Origin of the sequence: Neisseria zalophi, from assembly GCF_008807015.1 — a bacterium.
GTDB lineage: Bacteria > Pseudomonadota > Gammaproteobacteria > Burkholderiales > Neisseriaceae > Neisseria > Neisseria zalophi.
Genome location: NZ_CP031700.1, coordinates 1,888,561 through 1,913,117, shown reverse-complemented (window position 1 = coordinate 1,913,117; position 24,557 = coordinate 1,888,561). Strand labels below are relative to the sequence as shown.

Sequence of the window (24,557 nt, the reverse complement as noted above, 5' to 3'; positions counted from 1 at the left end):
GATTAAATGTATAGAGGGATAAACATTTATAAAACCGTTTATCAGTGTCGAATAGTGGCTGGGTAAGGTTGTGTAGTGAACCGAAAATTATAAAAGGCAGCCTTAGGCTGCCTTTGTGCTAATACTTTTTAATCAAACAGTGATTATAGACCGCTCAGTTTGGCAGTGTCGTGTGCAATCATCAATTCTTCATTGGTCGGGATTACAACCGCTTGGGCAGAGCTGTCTGCAGTAGTAATCACACCTGAATTGCCGAAACGCGCATCTTCATTGGCTTTCGCATCTTCTTTCAGGCCCAAGAAATTCAGATAGCCCAATACCTTGCTACGGATAACATTGGAGTTTTCACCGATACCGCCGGTGAAGGCCAAAACATCCAAGCCGCCGGCGGCGACGGCCATAGAGCCGACATATTTGGCCAAGCGGTAAGCAAATACTTCCAGCGCCAGTTTGGCACCTTCATGGCCTTTGCCTGCTTCTTCTTCGATAACGCGGCAGTCGCTGGATAATTCGGAAATACCCAGCAGACCTGATTTTTTATTCAGCATGTCGGTCACTTGTTTGATATCCATGCCGGCATTTTCAGCCAAGAATGAGAATACGCTGGGGTCGACGTCACCGCTGCGGGTACCCATCACCAAGCCTTCAAGCGGGGTTAGGCCCATGCTGGTGTCTTGGCATTTGCCGTTGGCTACGGCGGCGATTGAGGCGCCGTTACCCAAGTGGGCAATCACCATACGCAATTGGTTTTTGTCTTTGCCTAAGAAGCGGGCGGCTTCATCGGCTACATAACGGTAGCTGGTGCCGTGGAAACCGTAGCGGCGCAAGCCGTATTTACGGTAAAGCTCGCGCGGCAGGGCATAAGTATAGGCATGTTGGGGCAGACTGTGGTGGAATGCGGTGTCGAATACGGCTACATTGGGCAGGCCTTTGAAAATATCTTGTGCGGCACGGATACCGAGCAGGTTGGCAGGGTTGTGCAACGGTGCCAAAGGAATACATTTTTCAATACCGGCAACCACTTCTTCGGTAATCACGATAGAGTCGCTATACAATTCGCCGCCGCTGACGACACGGTGTCCGATAGCGCCGATACGGCTGTCTAAGCCGTGTTTTTTCAACTCTTCCATCAAGGCGGCTACGGCACCTGTATGGTTAGGATTGTCGGCCAGTTCGACTTTATGTTTTTCGCCATTTACTTTAAAAGTAATATAAGCATCTGAAAGACTCAGTTTTTCTGCGAGGCAGCTCAACAATACATCGCCGCTGTCGTTATCTAAAACGGCGCCTTTTAAAGATGAACTGCCGCAGTTTAATACTAAAATCAATTTGTTTGACATGTAAACTCCTTAAGTTTTCAGACGGCCTGTCAAACAGCCGAACTGTCAGGTTTGGGAATAATAGTGTGAGGTGCAAAATCTCCGTTACCGATTATTCCATTCATTAAAGCGGTTATTTTATCAAAAAATAAGCGGCTTGATATTATTTAATTCTGCTGTTGCAGTAAGGTGTTTGTGCAAATGGCATAATATGGGATATAAGCCTTAATAAAAGGTTTTGCCGACTGCGTTTAATGTGTAGGCAATATCGTCGGCCAAGACAGCACAGTCTTCAAAGTCAAGGTTGCCGATAGTAATCCGTACAGCCGGTTGTTTGGTAAGGTTGAAAGAGGCGCCGCTTTGAACAGCCCAGCCGCGAGCGGCTAAAAACTGAACAGCTTGTGATTCGTTGCGAACAGGCAGCCAAATATGCTGGCCTTCGCCGTGTTTGCCAGGAATATGGATGCCGTGTTGTAGCAGGCAGTTGATTAGGTGGTCCCGTCGGGCTTGATAGCTTTCCGATATAGCATTGAGGCCGTCTGAACCGAGTTGCCGCCAGAGTTTTAGGGTGATGTGTTGCAATAGTTTGCTTATCCAGCGGGGGCCGAGTGAGAAGCGCTTTTTCATGGCTTTCAGAGTGTTGCCGTTTCCCGTAGCAATGGCGATACGGGCATCTGTGCCTAGAAATTTACTGGTGGAGGTGCTGTAAATCCATTCGTTTTGAAAGCCGTCCATTCCGTGAAACGGGTGACGGCTGAGCGGTCCCCAGTGATCATCGACAATCAATAGAGTGTTGTGGGGTGAAAGGGTTCGTTGCCATGCCTGCCAGCGGGTTTTGCTGTAGCAAATTCCGGTCGGGCTGTGTGCGCGTGCGGTGAGTACGGCGGCGGCAATGCGACTGAAATCAACTTGGCTTGCAATAATGGCGCCGTCTTCATCCATTTCCACGGGTACGGCTTCTAAACGCAGGTTTTCCAATAAAGCCAAAAGCGGCAGCCAACACGGGGTTTCTACCAGCACGCGGTCGCCTGGCATACAGCGTTGGTTGAGCGCCCGCTCGATAATATCTAGGCTACCGGAAAGCAGCATAACGTCTTTATCGCGAATACCGATATTCTCTGCCAACCAGTTTCGGATAAAAGCCATGAGTTCGGGATTGTCACCATGATTGCCGACATCGGCGGCAAGGTGGTATCCGTCTAGTAAATCAGGTAGTAGTTCGGGTAGCAGACGTTTGTCTACATTACCTGAAGCCAGATCGGTTAGCCCCTGAGGTATGGCGCTTTCGGTATGTAGAATTTCGGTTTTTTCAGGGACGAAACTGCCTCGTCTACCATCGGTGGCGATGATGCCGGCATCGCGTAGTTGTTTATATGCGGCAGATACCGTATTGGGATTGACGCCAAGTTCTGATGCCAGATGGCGTACAGTTGGCAGTCGGTGGCCTGCAGGCCACACTTCTTCGCGTATCAGGCTACTGATAGATTGGGCAATATTGACAGCTGTGCTGCCTTTAGGTTTTAATTCCACAATACAAAGTCCATTTTGTACTAATGCAAATAATTTAATGGATTTTATAATAATTGGCAAGCCTTGCCATATAGTATTTTGCTTTTGTGCTTCACAATAAAACAATGTTGAAGAAGGCTTCAAAACAAGTTGAGTTTTCTGAAGGCATTTAATTGTTATGTGTATTTTGAATAAATCTAATATTCTGATTCAAAAGCAGAATGGATAAAATAAATGATGTGGTAAATATTTCAGACGGCCTTGTTTTTAAATAGATAAGGCCGTCTGAAAACCGTGAAGCTGTTATAATTATTCGCTATCAAAAATTATAAATATTAAGTAAGGAACACTGTGATGTCTAACGATAAGAAGGACAAAACATCAAAGCAGCCTAAAGAGCAGGTTATCCAACTTTACCAAGGTGCCAAACGTATTCATCCGAAGATGGCAAAAGGCCGTTTTGCCAATCTTAGGATATTGGCTATTTTGGCGACACAGTTTGTTTTTTATGTGATTCCTTGGTTTAACTGGAGTGGGCGGCAGGCGGTTTTGTTTGATATTCCCGAGCGGCATTTTTATATTTTCGGATTGTCGCTTGGTGCGGGTGATTTGATTTATTTAACTATGCTGCTGATTATTTCGGCGTTCGGTTTGTTTTGGTGGACAACCATAGCGGGACGTTTGTGGTGCGGATATTCTTGTCCGCAAACAATTTATACCGAGATTATGTTGTGGATCGACCATTTTGTAGAAGGGGATCGCAATAAGCGCTTGAAGTTGGATAAAGAGCCTTGGAATTTCCGTAAAATCCGTATTAAGTTTACTAAATATCTGATTATTTTTGCAGTTTGCGCATGGACGGGGATTACTTTTGCCGGTTGGTTTACGCCGATTCGTGAGTTTGTGCCGGCATTGTTTACCTTCCAAGCCGGTGGCGGCTCATTATTCGCAGCGGCGTTTTATGGTTTTATGACCTGGTTGATGGCACACCAAATGCGCGAGCAAGTGTGTAAATATATGTGTCCTTATGCACGTTTCCAAAGTGCTATGTTTGATAAGGATACCTTGATTATTTCTTATGATGAAGAGCGTGGCGAGCCACGTGGTGCGCGTAAGAAAAATGCCAAAAAAGAAGACCTTCCGCTGGGTGACTGTATCAATTGCACGATGTGTGTACAGGTTTGCCCGGTCGGTATCGATATCCGCGATGGTTTGCAATATCAATGTATTGGTTGTGCCGCCTGTATTGATGCCTGTGATGAAATCATGGATAAAATGAACTATCCGCGCGGCCTTATCCGTTATACTACGGAAAGTGTGTTGGAGCACGAATATACCGATGCGGATATTAAAAAACGTTTATTGCGTCCGCGTGTGTTAGGTTATGGTGCGGTATTGCTGGTGGCTGTGATTGCGATGATTACCAGTATTGCATTTCGGCAGACATTGGAAGTCGATATTATTAAAGACCGTGGTGTGATGTTGCGCGAAAATAACCGCGGCTGGTTGGAAAATGCCTATAATCTGCGCATTATCAATGATAGCGAACGAGAACAGGTATTGACGGCCGAAGTGAGTGGTTTTGATGAAATCATGTTAACCGGCCTGCCCTCAGAAGGCTTGAAGGTTCCGGCTAGAGAAACAATAACCATTCCGGTTCAAGTATCGACGATTCCCGAATACGCAGATAAGGGCAGCCATCCGATTGAGTTTCGTTTTACTTATCGGGAAGCAGATAGTAATGAAACCAATACGATTGTTGAAAAAGCATCATTTATCGGAGAATAAAATTGACCCGTTCTAAAAAATCCAAAGCTTGGTATAAAGAACCATGGCCTTGGTTTCTAATGGCCGGCCCCGCAATTGTGGTGGTTGCGGCCATTTATACTTATTATCTTGCCCAAACCAATTCGGTAGATTTGGTAAGTGATGATTATTATAAGGATGGCAAGCATATCAACATTGAACTGCATCGTGATGAAGAAGCAGTAAAAAGAGATATCAATGCACAGGTTTTAATTAATCCTGATAAAAATGCCGCTAAAGTTTTTGTGAGCGGTGATTTTAACCGTGATGAAAGCTTAAATCTGGTTTTTATGCATCCGGCTAAACAGTCATACGATCAAACCGTCAAATTGATAGCGGATTCGGAGATGCCGAATTCGGGCGATAAAACCGAATACAAGGCGGTTTTTAAAACCCTGCCGCCGACCCAGCATTGGTATGTACGGGTAGAGGATGCCGATGGTAAATGGCGGGTTGAAGATAAATGGCTAGTTAATCAGGGTAATGCGGTGAGTTTAAAGGCCAAACAGCAGTGGGCTTCTGCATCACAACCGGAAAATAAATAGCAAAAAATATATTGGCATATTATGTCAAGCTGTAAAATAATGATGACTTTATATGCTCTGTTGAAAAGGAATATCTATGTTTGACGAATCTTCCCGTCAGCGACTATCGGCATTGTTGGATAACAAGGCCGAAACCACTGCCGCCATGCGTTGCGATGAAGTACAAGCCTATATGATGGCTTTGCTAACCGGCCCCGATGAATTAAAAACGGGGGAATGGTTGCCAGAAGTGATGGGGGATGAAAAACTATTTAAGCCAGCAGAACAAAAAGAAATTGAATCGTTGGTGCTGGCTTTGGTGATGGATATGCGGGAAAAATTTTCAGAACGCATGTTGCCCGATTTATGGCTTTATGAAGATGAGGCGGAGCATCCCGATTTCCATACATGGTGTAATGCCTATCTTTATGCTTTGGATGTGGTGCCGACCGATTGGTTTGAAGCGGTTAATGATGAAGAGTTTGAAGATTTGTTTTACCCGATTATGGCATTGGGCGGTATTTACGATGAAGAAGAAAACGGTGAAATATTGCTGCACCTGACCGATAAAGAGCTAACTCAGCTTGAATCCGAATTGCCGCATGTATTGCTGGATATTTATTATTATTGGCACAGCATTAAAAACAAACCGACTACGGTACGTAGAACAGAAGAAAAAGTCGGGCGCAATGATCCTTGTCCATGCGGCAGCGGTAAAAAATATAAAACCTGCTGCGGGAAGGCTTAATAATAGAAGCTTATTAATAGAAGCTTCTATCGATAAAATAAGTATCATTTAATAAGAGGCCGTCTGAAAGCATAAAGGAAGAATGAAAGATGAATCATTTGTTTGATTTGAATGCTGCTGCAGGGATTAAAAATCGGCAGGTGCCGTTCTTCCATGCCGAATGGCCGGCTCCGGCAAATGTGAAAACATTAATCACGACCCGCCAAGGTGGGGTGAGTGAAGGCAGCTATCGCAGTTTGAACCTTGGTGTGCATGTGGGTGATAACCCCGAACATGTGCGCCAAAACCGTATGATTATTCAGCAGCAAATCAACCTGCCTGTGGTATATCTTAATCAGGTACATGGTACGGTTGTGGTTGAGGCAGCGTCTCATATCGGAACCGTGCCGGATGCCGATGCATCTGTAGACAGAACCGCTACTGCAGCTTGTGCGGTGTTAACGGCAGACTGCTTACCAGTGTTATTTTGTGATCGTGGCGGCAGCGTGGTGGCGGCCGCTCATGCCGGTTGGCGCGGTTTGGCAGGCGGGGTGTTGAAAAATACCATTACCGCTATGGCAGTGCCGCCGGAAGACATTATGGTTTATCTTGGTCCGGCGATTGGCCCGGAAGCTTTTGAAGTGGGGCAGGATGTATATGATATTTTTTATGCACAAAACCCCTCGATGGCCAATGCGTTCGAACCGATAGGCGGTGGCAAATATCTGGCCGATATTTATGCTTTGGCGAGAATGAGTCTACAGCGTGAAGGTGTAACCATGATTTATGGCGGTGAGGACTGTACCGTATTGGGGCGTGATACCTTTTTTTCCTACCGCCGTGATAAAGCAACAGGACGTATGGCCAGTATTATTTGGTTGGATAATCATAACCGATAAAACGCTATATTACTTTTTCAGACGGCCTTCACATAATAAAACCGGATAATAGGACATTATCCGGTTTTATTGCTTTAGGTTGATTCGTATTTAGTCATCATCTTCAGAATTGTTGTCAATGCCGATAGACATATGAATTTGACCTGCGGTAACTTGATGTAGGGAAGCTTTATCAGCAGATAGTTTTTGCAGGTAGGCTTCATCAATATCACCGGTGAGATAAATGCCGCTGAAGCAAGAGGTATCAAAAGTAGTGATATTCGGATTCAGATCTTTAATTACTTGTTCTAATTCCGATAATTCTTGGAATACGCAGCCGTCGGCACCAATTTCTTGAGCAATTTCTTCGGTGGTGCGGTTATTGGCGATTAATTCTTCACGGGTCGGCATGTCGATACCGTAAACATTGGGAAAGCGAACTTCGGGAGCGGCGGAGGCAAAATAAACTTTGCGTGCGCCCGATGCGCGTACCATTTCGACAATTTCACGGCTCGTTGTGCCGCGTACAATGGAATCGTCAACCAATAACACGCTTTTTCCTTTGAATTCGGTTTCCATCGGACTAAGTTTCTGACGTACCGATTTTTTACGTGTGGCCTGGCCGGGCATAATAAAGGTGCGGCCGATATAACGGTTTTTGATTAAGCCTTCGCGGTAAGGTTTGCCCAGATGGTGTGCCAGTTCCATGGCGCTGGGGCGGCTGGTGTCGGGAATCGGCATTACCACATCGATATCGTCGATAGGCAGCTCGCGTTTCACTTTTTCCGCCAAAGTAATGCCCATATTGAGGCGAGACTGATATACAGATACGTTGTCGATAACGGAGTCTGGACGAGCAAAATAAACATATTCAAACAGGCAGGGGCTGGGCTGGTCGTTGCCGCCGCACTTGCGGGAGAAGAATTGGCCATCAAGACTGATAAATACCGCTTCACCCGGTGCAATATCGCGCTCAAGATCATAGGCAATACCATTGAACGCAACCGATTCGGAAGCAACAGCATAGGATTTATGGCCGTTTTCATCGGTTTGCGAACCTAAAACCAACGGGCGAATGCCGAAAGGATCACGGAATGCCAACAGGCCATATCCGGCAATCATGGCCACAACTCCATAGGCGCCACGTACCCGTTCGTGTAGTTGGGAAACCGCATTGAAAATATTGTCTACGCTAAGTAGGAACGAATCGTTATCGGTCACTTCACGGCGCAATTCATGAGCCAATACGTTTAGTAATACTTCCGAGTCGGAGCGGGTATTGATATGGCGCAAGTGTTTGTTGCATACGTTTTCGTATAATTCGGTTGTATTGGTTAGGTTGCCGTTGTGGGCTAAAACAATCCCGAAAGGTGAGCTGACATAAAAAGGCTGGGCTTCTGCTGTGCTGCCAGCATCGCCGGCAGTCGGATAGCGGACATGGGCGATTCCGGCGTGTCCGGGCAGGCTGCGCATATTGCGAGTGCGGAAAACATCACGCACCATGCCTTTGCCTTTGTGCATGTGGAACACGCTACCTTCTACGGTTACGATACCGGCGGCATCTTGGCCGCGGTGTTGCAGCATTTGTAAGCCGTCGTAGAGGCTTTGATTAACGGGTTGGGAGGCTACCATACCTAATACGCCACACATTATTTATTCTCCGGGATTTAAGGGGTTGGATAGTGTATTTGGTCCGTGAGTACAGACGATAAATAGGGAACGGCCACTCTGGCCAATGCTTCAAAATAAACTGCGCTAAAAGATTGTTGCCAACCTTCGCTTTGGGGAAGATCGGTAAATAAGCAAACAATAACGGCCAAGGTAACCAATATAATACCTTTCAGCGCCCCGACGACACCGCCGAGCAAACGGTTAATGCCGCCCAGTCCGACTGCTTTAACAGCCGAAGTGAGCAGCGAACGTAATAAATGTTGTACCAGCCATGCTGCAATAAAAAGAACGATAAAAGCGATGGCGACACCAAATGCCTGTGGTTCGACGGTTGAAAAGGCCATTTCCGAAAAAGGTGCGGCATAAAGTTTGGCAACAATAAATGCCACAATCCAAATCAGTAACGAGGTGATTTCGGCAATCATTCCGCGCATCATGGAAATGATGGCCGATATCAAAATGAGGCCGAAAGCCAAAATATCAAACATGGCCATTAGGGTTGTCCGATAATAATGCCGTCAAGGCCTTTTTTATGGATATTATCTAAGGCTTTATCTGCTGCTTCTCTGGAAGGGTAACTGCCGGTACGGACACGGAAAGTTTTACCTTTACCCGTATCGGCTTCACTGATATGGGTGCTGATACCTTCATCAGCCAGTTTTTGCTGCATTTGCTGGGCTTGCTGACGGCTACTGTACGCTCCTAGTTGAATACTGGCTTTGGTTGAAGGTTTGGCTTCTAAAATAGACTGTGGATCAACTTTATCGGCAATACCAGCCGATTTATTATTTAAGGCATCTTCAGCTGCTTTCCGGTTAGCTGCCTCTTGTTTTTTGCGTGCCGCTTCTGCTTCACGTTTTTGTGCGGCTGCTTTTTCTTTCGCCTGTTTTTCAGCTTTTAATCGCTGCGCTTTTTGTTCGGCCTGACGTTTTTCAGCCTGTTTTTTAGCTTCTGTCGCTTGCCGTTCTTTTTCGGCTTCGACTTTTTGTACTTGTTGCTTTTGCAATAATTGTTCGGCTTTTTGTTTTTCTGCTTGTTGGCGTTGTATGGCCTGTTGTTTCAAACGTTCGTTTTCTGCCTTTTCCTGTTGTGCTTTTTGTGCGGCGGCTTTGCGTTCGGCTTCAGATTCGGGTTCGACTTTATTGTTGATGACGACAACAGGCGGCGGGACGGTTTCTTCAGGTGGGGGAGTATCTGCTTTTTTTACTGCTGTTTTTGTTTCGGTTTGACGTGTTTCAGACGCAGTGGAATCGGTTCTCGGAATGGGTTTTGCTGCTTTTACAATACTGTCTTTTTCATGGGAAGCGCTGGTGTCGATTGCCGATGCGGGCTTGGTTTCTAAAGCAGATACGGTTTCGTTTTTTAATGGTTTAGGTGCCGGGGTCGGGTTAAGGAGCGGGTTATCCAATTCGATGCTTTGGGTATCTTCCGGTGCAGGTTCTAAAACAGCGGCGGGGGATAAATCGGATGCGTCGTCGGCAGATGCGGCACGGTTGGTAATAGCAATTTGTTGTGTTTCGGGTGATGAGGCCGTCTGAACGGAACCGTCCGCTTTATGGATACTGATGGTTTCTGCGGCGGTATTATCGCTGCTTTGGTTTAATACTTTGGCCAGCAGAAAGCCTGCACATATCACCAAGACGGAGGCACCAACGAGCCTGCGGCGGTTTTTACGTTTTAATTGTTCGTATTCGCTTAAACTTTGAAAGCGGTTGCGGTGGTTTGCCATATTAAATTGAAAGCCTTATTACAGCGTTGCCATCACTTCGGCAACGGTATGGAATGAACCGAAAACGGTAATTCTATCATTTTCAGAAGATGCCGCCAAAGCGGCTTGGTAAGCATTTTGAATATTGTCAAAAGTCGTCACATTTTCGATACCGTGTGCCGATAGTTTTTGTTCCAGTTGATTATTATTCATGCCGCGCGGCAGATTTAGGGGAGCAATATACCATTGGTCGAATTGGTCTTTAACAATGTCTAATACGCTATCGATATCTTTGTCGGCCAACATGCTGAAAACAGCTGTACGTTTTGCGGCGAAAGGCAGAGTAATTAAGCCTTGTTTTAATGCTTTGGCTGCATGAGGATTGTGGCCGACATCAAGAATGACTAAAGGTCGCCCGGGCAATACTTGAAAACGGCCGGGATTGCTGGTGAGCAGTAGCCCGCGTTTGATGGAACCGATATCGATGGGCAGTTTGTCGTTCAAGCATTCGATAGCGGCTAAGGCACAGGCGGCATTACCGAGTTGATAGGCACCGCGCAGGGCGGGAATCGGTAGGGCGTTGCGGTTGCGTGTGAGGCCGTCTGAAAATAGTTCATCAGTCGCTTGCGGATGAAAGCGGAACGACCATTGCTGTTGTTCTAATCGGGTGAAGCTGAAATCACGTTTGCCGACGAGTAAAACGGCGCCTGTTTCTTCGGCATGGCGGCGTAATGATTCGGGTGGCGGATTTTGACCGCAGATGGCAGGTTTGCCTGCACGGAAAATACCGGCTTTTTCATAGGCAACTTCTTCTATGGTATTGCCTAAAAAGGATTGGTGGTCCAAATCGATACTGGTAACGATGGCACAATCGGCATCAAAAATATTCACCGCATCCAAACGACCGCCCAAGCCAACTTCGAGAATCATCAGGTCGACTTGTTCGCGCATAAAAATATCAACGGCGGCAAGGGTGTTGAATTCGAAATAAGTCAGCGAAATATCGCCGCGTGCCGCTTCGATTCGTTCGAATGAGGCAGTGATGGCTTCATCGGAAACGGGTTCGGTATTGATGGCGATGCGTTCGTTGAATTTTAATAAATGCGGGCTGGTTAACGTGCCGACTTTAAAACCGGCCTGATGGTAAATCTGCGATAGAAACGCACAAACAGAGCCTTTGCCATTGGTGCCGGCTACGGCAATTACAGGGCATTGCGGCTGAAGGTTCATTTTGTTTTTAACTTCGCCGACACGGGATAAACCCATATCGATTAAGCCGTTGCTGTGTGCGGTTTCAAGATGTGAAAGCCAGTCGTTGAGTGTTTTCATAATGATGGTGTCTGTTGGAAGCGGTGGGCAGATAGGGGCGGTTGTAGTTTTTTTAAAGTGCTGATTGATAGTATTTTATTCAGACGGCCTAGTAGATAACGGTTGCCCCCAACGTGCCCACACCAGCAGGCGGCGGTAGCTTTCTTTATCGATCATGTCGGGCAGGATAAATTGCCAAAGTATACGGTCGCCTAAGTGCCATTTTAAAAATAAGGCATAACGGGAAATCAGACTGCTATCGCAAAGAACAGCATCAAAAGCAATTTGTTCTTCGCCGATAAATACGGCTGCTTGTCCGAGTCTGCTAACGGCAATTTGGTGTATGGCTTCAGGTTGTTTCAGGGTTTGTTTCCGCCATGCCCATATCAGACTGGCCGATAATAAAACCAAGCCGGCAATCTGCATCCAGCCGTAAAACGCAAAAATGCAGGTTAATAATGCCCAAAGATGCAATACGGCTGTGATGATAAGGGCAGTGCGCGATGGTTTAAAGGCCGTCTGAAAAGCCTGCATGGTTACATCATATTATCGAATACGGGGCTGATAACCATATCGGCTTCTTCCATATCCAATACCATATCGTGGATTTCGATTTCAAAATATTCCCAAAATGCTTTCAAGCTCATATCTTGCGGCCATTGTTTTTTGGGAATGTCCCAACCAGCGATTTCGGCCTCGAAAATTTCACGGTAGCGGTCGTCGAAATAGGTGACAACGGCTTCCGGTTCGTCAAATTGGGGAACCAGAAAAACCGAACAATTGGTACGCAACTGTTCGAGTGTTAAGTCGGGCATGTCGTCATCGGTACTTTTCAGCCAAGCTAAAAATTGGGCGGTCGGCTTTAGCACGACGGCAGTGCGGTCTACAAAATACATAAAAATTCCTTGTTTCAAGGGTAGGATTTATCCGGCATTGTACCCAAAATTAAGGCCGTCTGAAAATGGTTTTCAGACGGCCTGATGATTCAAATATTAACGTTTAGTGGTCGCTGGCATCGGATGCACCGATACCGGTCATAGAACGTACATATTGTGCTTCGAAACCTGCTTTGTCCAGTTCGGCTTGTTTGGATTTATCGGTTACCGAGAAGAACCAGGCAGCGATAAAGGCCAGCGGAATCGAGAACAGTGCGGGGTTTCTGTATGGGAAGATGGCTTCTTCATGATGCAATACAGACACCCAAACGGTCGGGCCAAGCACAATCAGTACGGCAGCCAGAATCAAACCTAAGAAACCGCCGAGAACCGCACCACGCGTGGTCAGACCTTTCCAGAACATTGACAGGGCAAGAATCGGGAAGTTGGCAGAAGCGGCCAGTGCAAATGCCAAGCCCACCATAAACGCTACGTTTTGTCTTTCAAAGGCAATACCCAAAATGATGGCCAGAACACCTAATGCTACGGTGGCCATACGGGATACACGCATTTCTTCTTCTTGAGTGGCTTTACCCTGACGGATAACGGAAGAATACAAGTCGTGGCTTACGGCTGATGCACCGGAAAGTGTCAAACCGGCAACCACCGCCAAAATGGTGGCGAAGGCAACGGCTGAAATAAAGCCTAAGAATAGGTTGCCGCCCAATGCACCGGATAAGTGAATGGCTGCCATATTGCTGCCGCCAATCATTTCAACAACGGATTTACCATCTCTAACCATATTAGTGAAGAATTGCGGATTGTCTTTGGTCACAAAAATAATCGCACCGAAACCGATAATGAAAGTTAATAGATAGAAATAACCGATAAAGCCGGTGGCTACAAAAACGGATTTACGTGCTTCTTTGGCATCGGGTACGGTAAAGAAACGCATCAGAATATGGGGTAAACCGGCGGTACCGAACATTAATGCCAAGCCTAGAGACAGTGCGTCAACTGGGTTGGAGACCAATCCCCCCGGCGCCATAATGGCACTTCCGTTATCGTGGATTTCAGTGGCTTTTTGGAACATATTTTCAAAACTGAAACCACTGGCTTTGATAATCATAAAGGCCATAAAAGTAGCACCGGAAAGCAGCAGAACCGCTTTAATAATTTGAACCCATGTAGTAGCCAGCATACCGCCGAATAATACATAAGCGACCATCAATACACCGACGATAATCACGGCTGAGGTGTAGTTCATGCCAAACAGCAGCTGAATCAGTTTACCTGCACCAACAACTTGGGCAATCAGATACAAAATCACCACCAAGAGCGAACCGCTGGCTGCAAATACGCGTACCGGGCCTTGTTTTAAGCGGTAGGCAACCACATCGGAAAAGGTAAATTTACCGAGGTTGCGCAGACGTTCTGCAATCAGGAACAATACAATCGGCCAGCCCACCAAGAAACCGGTAGAGTAGATCAAGCCGTCGTAACCGGTGGTGTATACCATAGCGGAAATACCCAAGAATGATGCGGCAGACATATAGTCACCGGCAATCGCCAATCCGTTTTGGAAACCGGAAATGCCACCGCCGGCGGTATAGAAGTCTTTGGTTGATTTATTTTGTTTGGCCGCCCATTTGGTAATGAATAATGTGCCGCCGACAAAAATCAAAAACATAATAATCGCAGCAATATTTAGTGGTTGTTTTTCCACTTCGCCGGTAAAAGCGTCGGCCCAAACGCTGCTTGAAGCCAGAAAGGTTAAAACGGTTATGAATAATTTTTGATTCATGCTTACTCTCCCTGAACTTCACGTACAACATCACGGGTCATCGATTCAAACTTACCGTTAGCAATGCTGACATAAATCCCGGTAGTGATGAATGAAAGCACGATAACAAATATGCCGGCATAAATACCCCAAGTAGTGATACTGCCTTCGGATACAGGTTGGCCGAATAGTTCGGGTTGTGTTCCGATCAGCCAAATGTAAATGACATACATGGTGAAAATAATGGCGGAAAAACTCCAGCCGATTATGGCTTTTAATTTGGCCATTTGTTTGAATTTTGGATGTTGAAGCACTTTTTGTGCTGTTTGCTTATCCATTTTTTTCTTCTCCTTTACAAAACCTTTAAGGTCTAATCGAAGACGATTTAAATTAAAAAAAGTTGCAATGGCTAATTTTATTTTTTGATGGATACCATCTGTTTTTCTTATGGTGAGATATAAAATTATTGATTTTTAAATAAATTTATTTTGAAAAATAAGCTTTCTAAAAAGCTGTAAATATGTTAAAAATTAAAGATAAAAAGATAATGGATACAGGTTGCTTCAGGCTTTTGGCTATGGCCTGTGGAAGTTATTTATATAGTAATAAAGCTACATGGTAATAAAAATTGAGTAGAGAAAATATCAATGGATTATACGCAACTGAAAACATTTACCGAAGTTGCCTATATGGGCAATCTTACTCAGGCGGCAGAACGTCTGCATTTGTCCCAACCGGCCGTATCGGCACAAATCAAGGCTTTGGAAAAGCGCTTAGATGTTACTTTGTTTAAACGTACCACCAGCGGTATGGTATTGACCTCGGCAGGAGAGGTTTTCTTGCCTGAAGCTGAAATATTGCTCCAACATCACTATAAGCTGGAGTGTTTTGCTAAAACCTTGGGTGAGCATTATGTTACGCATGCCGACATTGGCCTGATTCATCCGGTTTCACCTGACAAAATTACCCGTTTAACCGCTCGTGTTCTTGAGCAGAATCCAGATATTTTATTGCATATTCAGTATGGTATGAGTGGTGAAATTGAGCAGCGGGTGTTAGATAGAAAACTGCATGGCGGTTTTTTTCTCGGTCCGGTGGTGCAGCGCAGTCTGATGAGTATTTTTCTGGGCGATATTCATTATTCGTTAATTTGCCATGCTGATGATGAACAGCCAATCCGTGCCAAATTGCCCGAAAGCTTAGCGCAATACGCTTGGATTGAAATGTCCGGTGTATCTGGTAGCCGTAAGCATATGCAGCAATTTTGGCGCAAATACAAGATTTCTCCTAAGCATCAGATTATTTGTGATTATCCGCAGACTATTATTGATTTGGTTTGTGAAAGAGTCGGTATTGCCATGGTGCCGGAGCAAAAAGCCCAGTCCGCGCGGGCTGATGGTAAACCGATTGTGATCTTAGACGAATATCGGCAAAAATTACCTTTACATTTTATTTATTTAAACGAGTCTGACTCTGATCCCGTATTGAATTTATTAACAGAGTGTGTTCAGGATGTTTGGCAGATGACAGTTGGTGAAGCAATAAAATAAATATAATATATTTTTAGGAAGTTAAACCGGAATAATAATTTCTTTCAACAAACCGAATAAGCCAAGGTTTTTACAAAACAACCCTTTAGCTGCCAGCTAAAGGGTTGTTTTGTAAAGATATCAACCTTTTTGATTGTTTTATAAAAAAATATATATAACTTTATGGATTATAAGGAAGTTTTGCTAAAAAATTATAATTAATGCATAATTAATTTTTCTTTGAAAAAATTAAACCAATTTAATAAAGGGTAAAAAATATGAAGAAAACTTTATTAGCAGTTACTGTAGCGATTTTGGGCTTGAGTGCGTGTAGTAATTTAAATAATAAAACACCGCAAGAAATGGTGAATATTTCGGTAGAACGAAGCCTCACTAAAGATTACAGCTATAATTTTGAAGGGCATGCACGCTTTTTCTTGAGCGATAAAGATAAAGGGCTGGCTCCCGAAGTTGCTGCTGCAGCAGAACAAAAATATCAAAACCAGCATAACAAACAGGTAATTGAAGCAAAGACTGCAGACGTTTTCAGTGATCTGGAAGCATCTGATGTGAAGATAGAAGGGGGACTTGGTAAAAAAGCGGCAGACTTTGCGCAGAAACATCCCGTATTGACGCAATATTTTCAAAATGTGCAGTTCAATATGAAAGGTGCTGTAGATTTGCGTACCGAAAAAATGGAGTTTATTTCTGAGATTGTGAACGATAATAAAAACGAGTACAGCAAAATGCAATTGCCAGTACTCTTCGATGGAAAAAATATGACGGTAACGGTTGATTTGCCGGCTACTATTCCGATGTTTTTAGATCTTTTTTTAGAGAATAAAGAATTAACTAAGAAGTTAGCAGGGAATGGTATCCAGTTTGCCTGGAAAGACATGGATAAAAAAGAGATACCTCTGCGATCAACTGTTAAAGCATTTATTAAATCAAGCCATACTGCATATAAAGCCATTCCGCCCAGTGCTTATAAATTAGTTGATGTGGATGAGTTTGGTAAACAGGCAGGTGCCAAATACCGCATTGATGTTATATGGAATAGTGAAAACTTAAATATATTCAATAACGCTCTTTATCGGGATTTCGATAGTGAGCTTACCCGTATGCAACAGGAAGATTTTGAAGAGGGGGCGACTGAAGAGGGATACCAAAAGGTACGTAAGTTTGTTGCGATGGCACTTGGGCAGAAAGTAGAAAAAGATACGGATAATGAAAGCAATGATTTTGAATTGTTTGAAAAAATGTTTGGCAGCCCTATGATTGAAAGTCTGTATTTAGATCGTAAAGGCCGTATGGTTGCCCGTCGTTCTTATTTGCAGACAAATGGTGAGGAAAAAGCGGTTAATATCGAAATATTGATGCAATTCAATCGCTTTGGTAAGCCTGTGTTTACATTTCATCCCGATCAAGAAAAAGTCGTTACCTTTTCTGAGTTGGTAAAAATATTCAAATCACGCATTGATATAGAAGAAGATCAAGCCGATGATATTGTATCTCCGGATACACCAAACGTGATTAAAGAAGAAATAATCAAATAATTACTCGTTCGAGTAAATAATATGCCTTTCTGAAATAATGATTTTTCAGAAAGGTATATAAGTAAAACCGCACCTTATGTTTTGAAATATAAGGTGCGGTTTTTAGGTTGTGCCAGATGAAATATTTATTTGTTATATTTCAGACGGCCTTTTTTATTTAATTTATATCATAGTAAGTATTCTGAAGTGTGATATCCGAAATTAAGCCGGGTTATACATAAAAGGCATAAGCCCACAAGGCAACTACGATAACGCACAAGATATTGAGCAATACACCTACCCGCATCATTTCTTTCTGCATAATGAGCCCGGTGCCGAATACTATGGCATTCGGCGGCGTGGCCACAGGCAGCATAAAGGCACAGGAAGCACCGATACCGATAACGAATACTAAAACTTCTTTCGGCAGCCCCATTTGGGTGGCAATGCTGGCAAAGATAGGCACCAATAGCGCGGCGGAAGCGGTATTACTGGTAAATTCGGTAAGGAAGATAATAAAGGCGGCTACGGCAAAGATAACCACCAGCGGGTGGGTTAATACAAAAGCGGTGGCAATTTGCTGGCCAAGTGCCAGAGATGCGCCGGACACCTTAAGCAGATTGCTCAGGGCGATACCGCCACCGAATAACATCAATACACCCCAGTCGGTATTGCGTGCGACTTCGCGCCAGCGGGCAACACCGAAAACCACTACGGCAACGGCAGCAGTGAGGGCGATAACAGTATCGGGGTTGGGGATATCGAATGCGGCTTTAATTTTTGAACTGAATATCCACGAAACTGCTGCTGCAATAAAAATCAGCATGGCAATCACACGGTGCAAAGTCCAGGGAATATGTTCGCTTTTAACTTCTACACGTTCGTTTAAATTGGGTTTCAGGATAACGTATAGAGCAAACAGCATCAGCGGCATAATCAATAGCATCATGGGTAATCCCATTTTCATCCAGCCCAAAAAGTCTAGCTCCAAAGCTTTGGCAGCGATGTTGTTAGGTGGTGAACCGACAATAGTACCCAAACCGCCAATGCTGGCGCAATAAGCGATACCGAGCAAAACAAACACAAAGGTTTTGCGCTCTTTTTCCCTGTCTAAGTGATCCATCATGCCCAAAGCTAACGGCATCATCATGGCGGCGGTGGCGGTATTACTGATCCACATGGATAAGAAGGCAGTCACGATAAACAGCATCAGTACAGCTGCTTTCATATTGCCACCGGAAAGGCTCAGTAACCATACGGCAATTTTACGGTCAAGCCGCTGCATGTGCAGTGCGGTAGCCAGTGCGAAACCGCCGAAGAAAATATAGATGGTCGGATCGGCAAAGTTGCTCATGGCTGTCTTAATATTCATATCGGGAAAGCCGAGTAGTGAAGCTAAAATGGGTACCATTAAAGCAGTAACGGTAATGTGAACGGCTTCGGTAAACCACATAATGGCTACAAACAGCAATACGGCAATACCTTTATTGGCATTTGGCTCATAGGGCAGGATATGATAAATGCCGAAACATATGATGGCGGCAATGATTGTGATAATCAGCCCGCGGAAATCGGTAATCGGCGCTTGTGCACTAAGCAGCTCGACGTTTTCTGGGCGGTTTTGGTTGTCAGTATTCATACTGTCGGTCCTGTCGGGTTGGTCAAAGTAAAGCATATTAGTTGCTTTACGGTAGATTGATACGCGATTATTGAATCGCGTCGGCAGTATAAGTGTAACCCGATGTAGCTGTAAAGAATATGTAAATAAACAGCATTTTTTGTATGTGTTGATTGCGGGTTATGAAGTTAAAAGAGAAGGCTGCTTGTAGGTTGTTTTTGCTATGTTGATGATTTAACATAGGCCGTCTGAAACATGCGAATAATTTCAAGGGAAATGAGATGAGCAACAAACATATTTCACCGGCTGAAAAAGCCGGTATTTTATCCGAGGCTTTACCGTATATCCGCCGGTTTTCGGGTAAAACCATTGTGATTAAATATGGCGGCAATGCCATGACCGATCCTTTTTTAAAAGAAGGGTTTGCCAAAGATGTCGTGTTGCTGAAGCTGGTCGGTATCAATCCGGTGATTGTGCACGGCGGCGGGCCGCAGATTAATGAAATGCTCAATAAGGTCGGCAAAGAGGGCACATTCGTGCAGGGAATGCGTGTGACCGACGAAGAAACCATGGATATTGTCGAGATGGTGTTGGGCGGCCATGTGAATAAAGAAATTGTGTCGTTGCTCAATCTGCACGGTGGTAAAGCGGTGGGGGTAACCGGTAAAGACGGTCATTTTATCAAAGCCAAAAAACTGTTTATCAACACGCCCGAGCGAAACGGTGTGGATATCGGCCAAGTGGGGGTGGTGGAAAGTATTGATTGCTCTCTGATTAAAGGCATTATCGGTTACGATTGTATTCCGGTGGTGGCGCCTATCGGTGTGGGCCGCAACGGTGAGGCATTCAATATTAATGCCGATGTGGTGGCGGGCAGGTTGGCGGAAGAGTTGAATGCCGAAAAATTGCTGATGATGACCAATATTACCGGTGTAATGGATAAAGAAGGCAATCTGTTGACCAACCTGACACCGAAACGTATTGACGAGTTGGTGGCCGACGGCACGCTATACGGCGGTATGTTGCCGAAAATCAGTTCGGCTGTGGAGGCTGCGGTGAATGGCGTTAGAGCGACACATATTATTGACGGCCGGGTACCGAATGCGTTGCTATTGGAAATCTTTACCGATTCGGGTATCGGCTCGATGATTCTTGGTAACGAGGGTTGATTGGTCAGACAAACATTAACATATCCTGTTTAAAAAATATGGCATGATTAAGGCCGTCTGAAAAAGATTTCAGACGGCCTTAATAAAAAGAAATAAGAGATTATTTGGAAGATGAGGTTATCAATGAAGAAGTGTGTGGTACTCAGTGGTGCCGGCATCAGTGCCGATAGCGGATTAAAAACATTTCGTGATGCAGGTGGTTTGTGGGAGGGTTATAAAGTCACCGATGTGTGTACCCCCGAAGCATTTGCCCGTAATCCTGATTTGGTACTGGATTTTTACAATATGCGGCGCCAGCAGGCCAATCAAGCTATGCCGAATGCCGCTCATGAGGCATTGGTTCGTTTGGAAAGCTATTATCACGTACAGATTATTACGCAAAATGTTGATGATTTGCATGAGCGTGCCGGCAGCAGTCATGTGCTGCATTTGCATGGCGAATTAAATAAGGTGCGCAGTTGTGTTGATGAAAATGAAATATTGGTATGGACGGGTGATTTGAAGCGTTCGGATACAGATGGCAAAGGCCATCCGCTCCGCCCTCATATTGTCTGGTTCGGCGAAGAGGTGCCGGCTTTCCCGCACGCAGTCGAGCAGGTGCGGGATGCGGATGTTGTGATGGTGGTTGGTACGTCGTTACAGGTTTATCCGGCAGCTTCGCTCTTGGAGTTTGCACCGCCGCAGGCGGAATGTTATTTGGTTGATCCCAATCCCCGCCAAGCCGGACGTATGGTGGAAGTGGTACCAAAAAAAGCGAAAGATGGCGTGCCGACTTTGGTGGAAGAATTGATTCGGCGTGCGTAGTAGTTTTGTTATAGGCTTGAATATTTTAGAAGGATAAATAATGCCTGTTGCCAGCCAATATTGATATGGCTGTTTGCTCGGTGTATGCAGGGAAACTTTTGATTTTTCTGCCTGTCTTTGTTTCAAATAGGCGTTTGCTTGAATTTATTCCGTTGATAGTCAAGCGTTGCAATTTTGTGAAAAAACTTGTTTTTTTATGCTATTTATGCGACTGTTGGGCGTGTTTTATCTTTGGCTTGTTTGTGAGGCCGTCTGAAAAAAGTGAAATTTATCAATCATTACCGATGGCGGGCTTACCCGCCCAGCTTAAATGCCGATTTACCTGCACATACGGTGGATTGCCCGGAATGCGGGCAGCGCATATCGTTACCGCGTTTAAAGCGCGGGCAGGAAGCGCATTGCCCCCGTTGCGGCCATGAAATTGTCGACGTCGGAAAAAATCCCTATATTGCCCCGTTGGCTTATGCAACGGCATCACTGATTTTGATGGTGTTTGTGTATAGCATGACCTTTGTAACTGTTACCTTAGCGGGCATTACATCTATATTGTCGTTGCCATCGATGATGAAACAGTTGATTGTGTCGGATTTCGGTTTTTTGGCCGAGGTGATGTTTGTATTGACCTTTGGTTCGCCGTTGGTTTTTCTATTGTTTTGCCTGTATGTTTATTTGGCTTTGTTGTTTGATAAAGTATTCCCGGGGTTGAGTTATGCAACGCGTACATTGGTGCGGTTGCGCCATTTTATTATGGTTGATGTTTTTTTTATTTCGACTTTGGTTGCTTATATCAAGCTGTCATCGGTGGCGGAAGTGTCGCTTGGCGCAGCTTTTTATCTGATGTTGGCGCTGGCGTTGATGTTGATTCGGACTTCGGTATCCATTTCGGAGCATTGGGTTTATTATAAAATTAATCAGATTTTAGGCCGCAATGCGATTGAAGCACCCTCGGAAGAGCGTGTTTGTTGTAGTCGTTGTTTATATTTTAGAGAAAAAACAGAAGCAACTTGCGGCGTGTGCGGTGCAGATTTATACCACCGTCGCCCCAAAAGCTTGAGTATGTCGACGGCGTTTTTAGTGGCTGCGGTGTTATTGTATATCCCGGCCAATCTGCTGCCGATTATGATTTCTTCCAATCCGACGGTTGTGCAGGCCAATACCATTTTTAACGGCATTGTTTATATGTGGGAAGAGGGCGATAAGCTGATTGCCGCTATTATTTTTAGTGCCAGTATTCTCGTGCCGGGAGCAAAAATTGTTTTATTGATTGTATTAAACCTCAGTGCACATTATGGTTTGCCTGCCAACAGTAAAACTATGTTGAAGATTTATCATTTTACCGATTCGGTCGGTAAATGGTCGATGATTGATATATTTGTCATCATTATTTTAATGAGTTCTTTCCATTCATATATGGCAAGGGTCGTGCCCGGACAAGCGGCGGTTTATTTTTGTTTGGTTGTGATACTGACTATGCTTTCCGCCTATTTCTTTGATCCGCGATTATTATGGGATAAGTCCCGCTATTCTAAAACAATAACCGACAGGCCGTCTGAAAACGTGTCTGATACACAATATACATATGACTAACGATAATAAACAACCTAATAAACAGTTGGAATACAAACCTGTTCCTGCTGTGGTAAAGAAAACCAATGCTTTTAACTCCATTATCTGGCTGGTGCCTTTGATTGCACTGATTGCCGGAGGTTGGCTGTTGATGAAAGAAATCCGCAATACCGGCCCGGAAGTTACCCTTTTGATGGACAGTGCTGATGGTATTGAAGTGAATAATACCGTAGTGAAAGTATTGAGTGTTGAAGTCGGACGGGTGAGGCGTATCCGTTTACGGGAAGATCGTGATGGAGTAGAGGTAACCGTTAGGCTCACGGCTGATGCCAAAGATATGATGCGTGAAGATACGCAGTTCTGGGTAGTCAAACCGCGTATTGATGAAAGCGGTATATCAGGTTTGAATACATTGGTTTCCGGCTCTTATATTGCTTTTACGCCGGGTAAAAGCGAAGAAACAAAATATGAGTTTAAGGTATTGGATATCCCACCGATGACGGCTATCGGCCAAAATGGTTTGCGTCTCAAGCTGATTGGTATGAATGACAAGATGCTGGGGGTGGGTAGTCCGGTTTTATATGAAGATTTTAGTGTCGGCGTAGTAGAAAGTGCTGAATTTACGCCAAAAGATGAAACAGTAAGCTATACCATTTTTATCGAAAGCCCTAATGATAAATTGGTCGGACAAAACAGCCAATTCTGGTTACAAAATGGTATCAATATCGAAACCACCGGCAGCGGTGTAAATATTAAATCGGCACCGATTCCGGCATTGCTTTCCGGTGCGATTGTGTTTTCATCGCCAATAAATGGTAATAAAGGTGATCCGGCTGTAAACGGTGATACATTCGAGCTATATAACAGCCGCACCGATATTGAAAATCTACCGACTGAACGTTCGTTGTATTACACGGCTTTCTTTAAGCAAAGTGTACGTGGTTTGGCACCAGGGGCGCCGGTGGAATATAAAGGCATCAATATCGGTGCAGTAGCAGACGTTCCTTATTTTGCCGATGGAGATAGCCTGAAATTATTTGAAAACGGTTGGATTCCGGTGCGTATCCGTATTGAGCCGGAGCGCATAGAGATAAATGCCGACGCGCAAAGCAAAGAATATTGGCAGAGCCATTTTCAGATGGCCTTAAATAAAGGGCTGACAGCAGCCATTGCAAGCAATAACTTGATTACGGGTAGTAAAATGATTGAGCTGGACGATACGCCTGCTTCAGGCAGTAAGCTCAAACCGTTTGCCCGATATAATGGTAATGTTGTGATTGCCACCCGTAATAGCGGCTTGGATCAATTGCAGGCACAATTAGGCAATTTGCTTGAGAAATTCAATAAATTACCGCTGGAAAAAACCGTTGGGGAGTTGAACAGTTCGTTGGGCGAGCTAAAAGCAACCTTAAAATCAGCAAATGCTTTAATCAATAAGCCGCAAACGCAAAATGTTCCTCAAGAATTAAGTCAAACATTGAGCGAACTGCGCCAAACCTTGAAAGGGGTTTCGCCGCAATCGCCTTTATATGGTGATGTACAAAACACGTTGAACAGCATTGATAAAACGCTGAAAGATGCACAACCTGTTTTAAACCAATTAAAAGAGAAACCCAATTCATTAATTTTCAACAGTAATGTTAAAGACCCGATACCGAAAGGAAGCCGTTGATGCGTAAATTGTTGTTAGTCGGTGCATTGGCCGCATTAAGTGCATGCAGCACAACCGCCCCCACGCAATATTTCACCTTGCCGGACAGCCAGTACCAACATCCGGGCAACGGCCGTAGTGAAATTGCTGTAAAAGTCTTTTTGGCCGAACCTTTAAATAATGGTGGTTTGGTGTATCAAACCGATACCTATCATGTGAATTTTGCCCGTAATCATTTATGGGCGGGTTCGTTGGATGATGCCTTGGCTTCGGGTTTGAGTAATAAACTCAACCGTTTGAACAGCCGTTATACTTTCATACCGGCAAGCCGCAGCAGCAGTATGCAGGTGATGAAAGTTTATATAGAGGCTTTTCAAGGGAGTTTTGCTGGTAAAACTTTAGTGAGCGGCTATGCTTTATGGCCGGACGGGCAGAGCCGCCCGTTCCATGTGGAAACGGTGCAAAACGGCGATGGTTATACCGCGATGGTGGAGTCATTAAACCAAGGTTTGGATAAAGCGGCAGATGCCATGCTTTATTAAGCCAAGTAATGAGTATTGAAAAGGCCGTCTGAAAG

At 44.7% G+C, this 24,557-nt stretch carries 22 protein-coding genes; 11 read left to right on the top strand and 11 right to left on the bottom strand.

Features of this window, described 5'->3' with window-relative positions:
* Nucleotides 1–143: 143 nt before the first annotated feature.
* Both D0T92_RS08835 and D0T92_RS08830 read right to left on the bottom strand, forming a co-directional pair.
* Complete coding sequence (locus tag D0T92_RS08835; protein WP_151052087.1) at nucleotides 144–1,340, bottom strand: acetate kinase; 1,197 nt, start codon at nucleotides 1,338–1,340, stop codon at nucleotides 144–146.
* A 204-nt stretch (nucleotides 1,341–1,544) separates the two neighbouring features.
* The gene (locus D0T92_RS08830) at nucleotides 1,545–2,849 is read right to left on the bottom strand and encodes an aminotransferase class I/II-fold pyridoxal phosphate-dependent enzyme (RefSeq protein ID WP_225315099.1); all 1,305 of its coding nucleotides are present in this window, start codon (nucleotides 2,847–2,849) and stop codon (nucleotides 1,545–1,547) included.
* Between the two features lie 333 nt (nucleotides 2,850–3,182).
* Between D0T92_RS08830 and ccoG the strand changes: the two genes are divergently transcribed.
* The 4 genes from ccoG (at nucleotide 3,183) to pgeF (ending at nucleotide 6,784) form a co-directional block, all read left to right on the top strand.
* Entirely contained in the window at nucleotides 3,183–4,616 is a 1,434-nt protein-coding gene (ccoG, locus tag D0T92_RS08825) for a cytochrome c oxidase accessory protein CcoG (protein WP_151052084.1), read from the top strand.
* 2 nt (nucleotides 4,617–4,618) lie between these two features.
* The gene (locus D0T92_RS08820) at nucleotides 4,619–5,179 is read left to right on the top strand and encodes a FixH family protein (protein WP_151052082.1); all 561 of its coding nucleotides are present in this window, start codon (nucleotides 4,619–4,621) and stop codon (nucleotides 5,177–5,179) included.
* Between the two features lie 76 nt (nucleotides 5,180–5,255).
* A complete protein-coding gene (locus tag D0T92_RS08815; protein ID WP_151052080.1) occupies nucleotides 5,256–5,906 on the top strand; it encodes a YecA family protein in 651 nt (216 codons plus the stop codon).
* Nucleotides 5,907–5,995: 89 nt separating this feature from the next.
* Entirely contained in the window at nucleotides 5,996–6,784 is a 789-nt protein-coding gene (gene pgeF / locus D0T92_RS08810; protein WP_151052078.1) for a peptidoglycan editing factor PgeF, read from the top strand.
* A gap of 90 nt (nucleotides 6,785–6,874) precedes the next feature.
* Here pgeF and purF read toward each other — a convergent pair whose 3' ends face one another.
* From purF to D0T92_RS08770, 8 genes are all read right to left on the bottom strand, one after another.
* Nucleotides 6,875–8,413, bottom strand: a complete 1,539-nt coding sequence (gene purF, locus D0T92_RS08805) for an amidophosphoribosyltransferase (RefSeq protein WP_151052076.1) — start codon at nucleotides 8,411–8,413, stop codon at nucleotides 6,875–6,877.
* A 17-nt stretch (nucleotides 8,414–8,430) separates the two neighbouring features.
* Nucleotides 8,431–8,928, bottom strand: a complete 498-nt coding sequence (locus D0T92_RS08800; RefSeq protein ID WP_151052074.1) for a CvpA family protein — start codon at nucleotides 8,926–8,928, stop codon at nucleotides 8,431–8,433.
* Nucleotides 8,928–10,163 carry an SPOR domain-containing protein gene (locus D0T92_RS08795; protein ID WP_151052072.1) on the bottom strand — a complete coding sequence of 412 codons (1,236 nt, stop codon included), beginning with the start codon at nucleotides 10,161–10,163 and terminating at the stop codon, nucleotides 8,928–8,930. Before D0T92_RS08795 ends, D0T92_RS08800 begins: the two co-directional genes overlap by 1 nt.
* Nucleotides 10,164–10,181: 18 nt before the next feature.
* The gene (gene folC, locus D0T92_RS08790; RefSeq protein WP_151052070.1) at nucleotides 10,182–11,471 is read right to left on the bottom strand and encodes a bifunctional tetrahydrofolate synthase/dihydrofolate synthase; all 1,290 of its coding nucleotides are present in this window, start codon (nucleotides 11,469–11,471) and stop codon (nucleotides 10,182–10,184) included.
* A gap of 75 nt (nucleotides 11,472–11,546) precedes the next feature.
* The gene (locus D0T92_RS08785) at nucleotides 11,547–11,984 is read right to left on the bottom strand and encodes a protein YgfX (protein WP_151052068.1); all 438 of its coding nucleotides are present in this window, start codon (nucleotides 11,982–11,984) and stop codon (nucleotides 11,547–11,549) included.
* A gap of 2 nt (nucleotides 11,985–11,986) precedes the next feature.
* Nucleotides 11,987–12,346 carry a hypothetical protein gene (locus D0T92_RS08780; protein WP_151052066.1) on the bottom strand — a complete coding sequence of 120 codons (360 nt, stop codon included), beginning with the start codon at nucleotides 12,344–12,346 and terminating at the stop codon, nucleotides 11,987–11,989.
* Between the two features lie 103 nt (nucleotides 12,347–12,449).
* Nucleotides 12,450–14,129 carry a cation acetate symporter gene (locus D0T92_RS08775; RefSeq protein ID WP_151052064.1) on the bottom strand — a complete coding sequence of 560 codons (1,680 nt, stop codon included), beginning with the start codon at nucleotides 14,127–14,129 and terminating at the stop codon, nucleotides 12,450–12,452.
* 2 nt (nucleotides 14,130–14,131) lie between these two features.
* Complete coding sequence (locus D0T92_RS08770) at nucleotides 14,132–14,446, bottom strand: DUF485 domain-containing protein (RefSeq protein WP_151052062.1); 315 nt, start codon at nucleotides 14,444–14,446, stop codon at nucleotides 14,132–14,134.
* 309 nt (nucleotides 14,447–14,755) lie between these two features.
* On the opposite strand from D0T92_RS08770, the gene D0T92_RS08765 reads away from it, so the two are divergent.
* Together D0T92_RS08765 and D0T92_RS08760 are read left to right on the top strand one after the other, a co-directional pair.
* Complete coding sequence (locus D0T92_RS08765) at nucleotides 14,756–15,658, top strand: LysR family transcriptional regulator (RefSeq protein WP_151052060.1); 903 nt, start codon at nucleotides 14,756–14,758, stop codon at nucleotides 15,656–15,658.
* A 257-nt stretch (nucleotides 15,659–15,915) separates the two neighbouring features.
* Entirely contained in the window at nucleotides 15,916–17,193 is a 1,278-nt protein-coding gene (locus tag D0T92_RS08760; protein WP_151052058.1) for a hypothetical protein, read from the top strand.
* A 211-nt stretch (nucleotides 17,194–17,404) separates the two neighbouring features.
* Here the strand turns inward: D0T92_RS08760 and D0T92_RS08755 are convergent, their stop codons facing one another.
* Nucleotides 17,405–18,811: an SLC13 family permease gene (locus D0T92_RS08755; protein WP_151052056.1), complete on the bottom strand. Its 1,407-nt coding sequence runs from the start codon at nucleotides 18,809–18,811 to the stop codon at nucleotides 17,405–17,407.
* A gap of 260 nt (nucleotides 18,812–19,071) precedes the next feature.
* On the opposite strand from D0T92_RS08755, the gene argB reads away from it, so the two are divergent.
* The 5 genes from argB (at nucleotide 19,072) to D0T92_RS08730 (ending at nucleotide 24,522) form a co-directional block, all read left to right on the top strand.
* Nucleotides 19,072–19,959 carry an acetylglutamate kinase gene (gene argB / locus D0T92_RS08750; protein ID WP_151052054.1) on the top strand — a complete coding sequence of 296 codons (888 nt, stop codon included), beginning with the start codon at nucleotides 19,072–19,074 and terminating at the stop codon, nucleotides 19,957–19,959.
* Between the two features lie 123 nt (nucleotides 19,960–20,082).
* Nucleotides 20,083–20,763 carry an SIR2 family NAD-dependent protein deacylase gene (locus tag D0T92_RS08745; RefSeq protein WP_151052052.1) on the top strand — a complete coding sequence of 227 codons (681 nt, stop codon included), beginning with the start codon at nucleotides 20,083–20,085 and terminating at the stop codon, nucleotides 20,761–20,763.
* Nucleotides 20,764–21,024: 261 nt separating this feature from the next.
* Nucleotides 21,025–22,350 (top strand): paraquat-inducible protein A, encoded by a 1,326-nt coding sequence (locus tag D0T92_RS08740; RefSeq protein WP_225315098.1) that lies wholly within the window; start codon nucleotides 21,025–21,027, stop codon nucleotides 22,348–22,350.
* Entirely contained in the window at nucleotides 22,343–24,001 is a 1,659-nt protein-coding gene (pqiB, locus tag D0T92_RS08735; RefSeq protein ID WP_151052048.1) for an intermembrane transport protein PqiB, read from the top strand. The genes D0T92_RS08740 and pqiB overlap by 8 nt, the downstream gene beginning before the upstream one ends.
* Nucleotides 24,001–24,522 carry a PqiC family protein gene (locus D0T92_RS08730; protein WP_151052046.1) on the top strand — a complete coding sequence of 174 codons (522 nt, stop codon included), beginning with the start codon at nucleotides 24,001–24,003 and terminating at the stop codon, nucleotides 24,520–24,522. Before pqiB ends, D0T92_RS08730 begins: the two co-directional genes overlap by 1 nt.
* Nucleotides 24,523–24,557 lie beyond the last annotated feature (35 nt).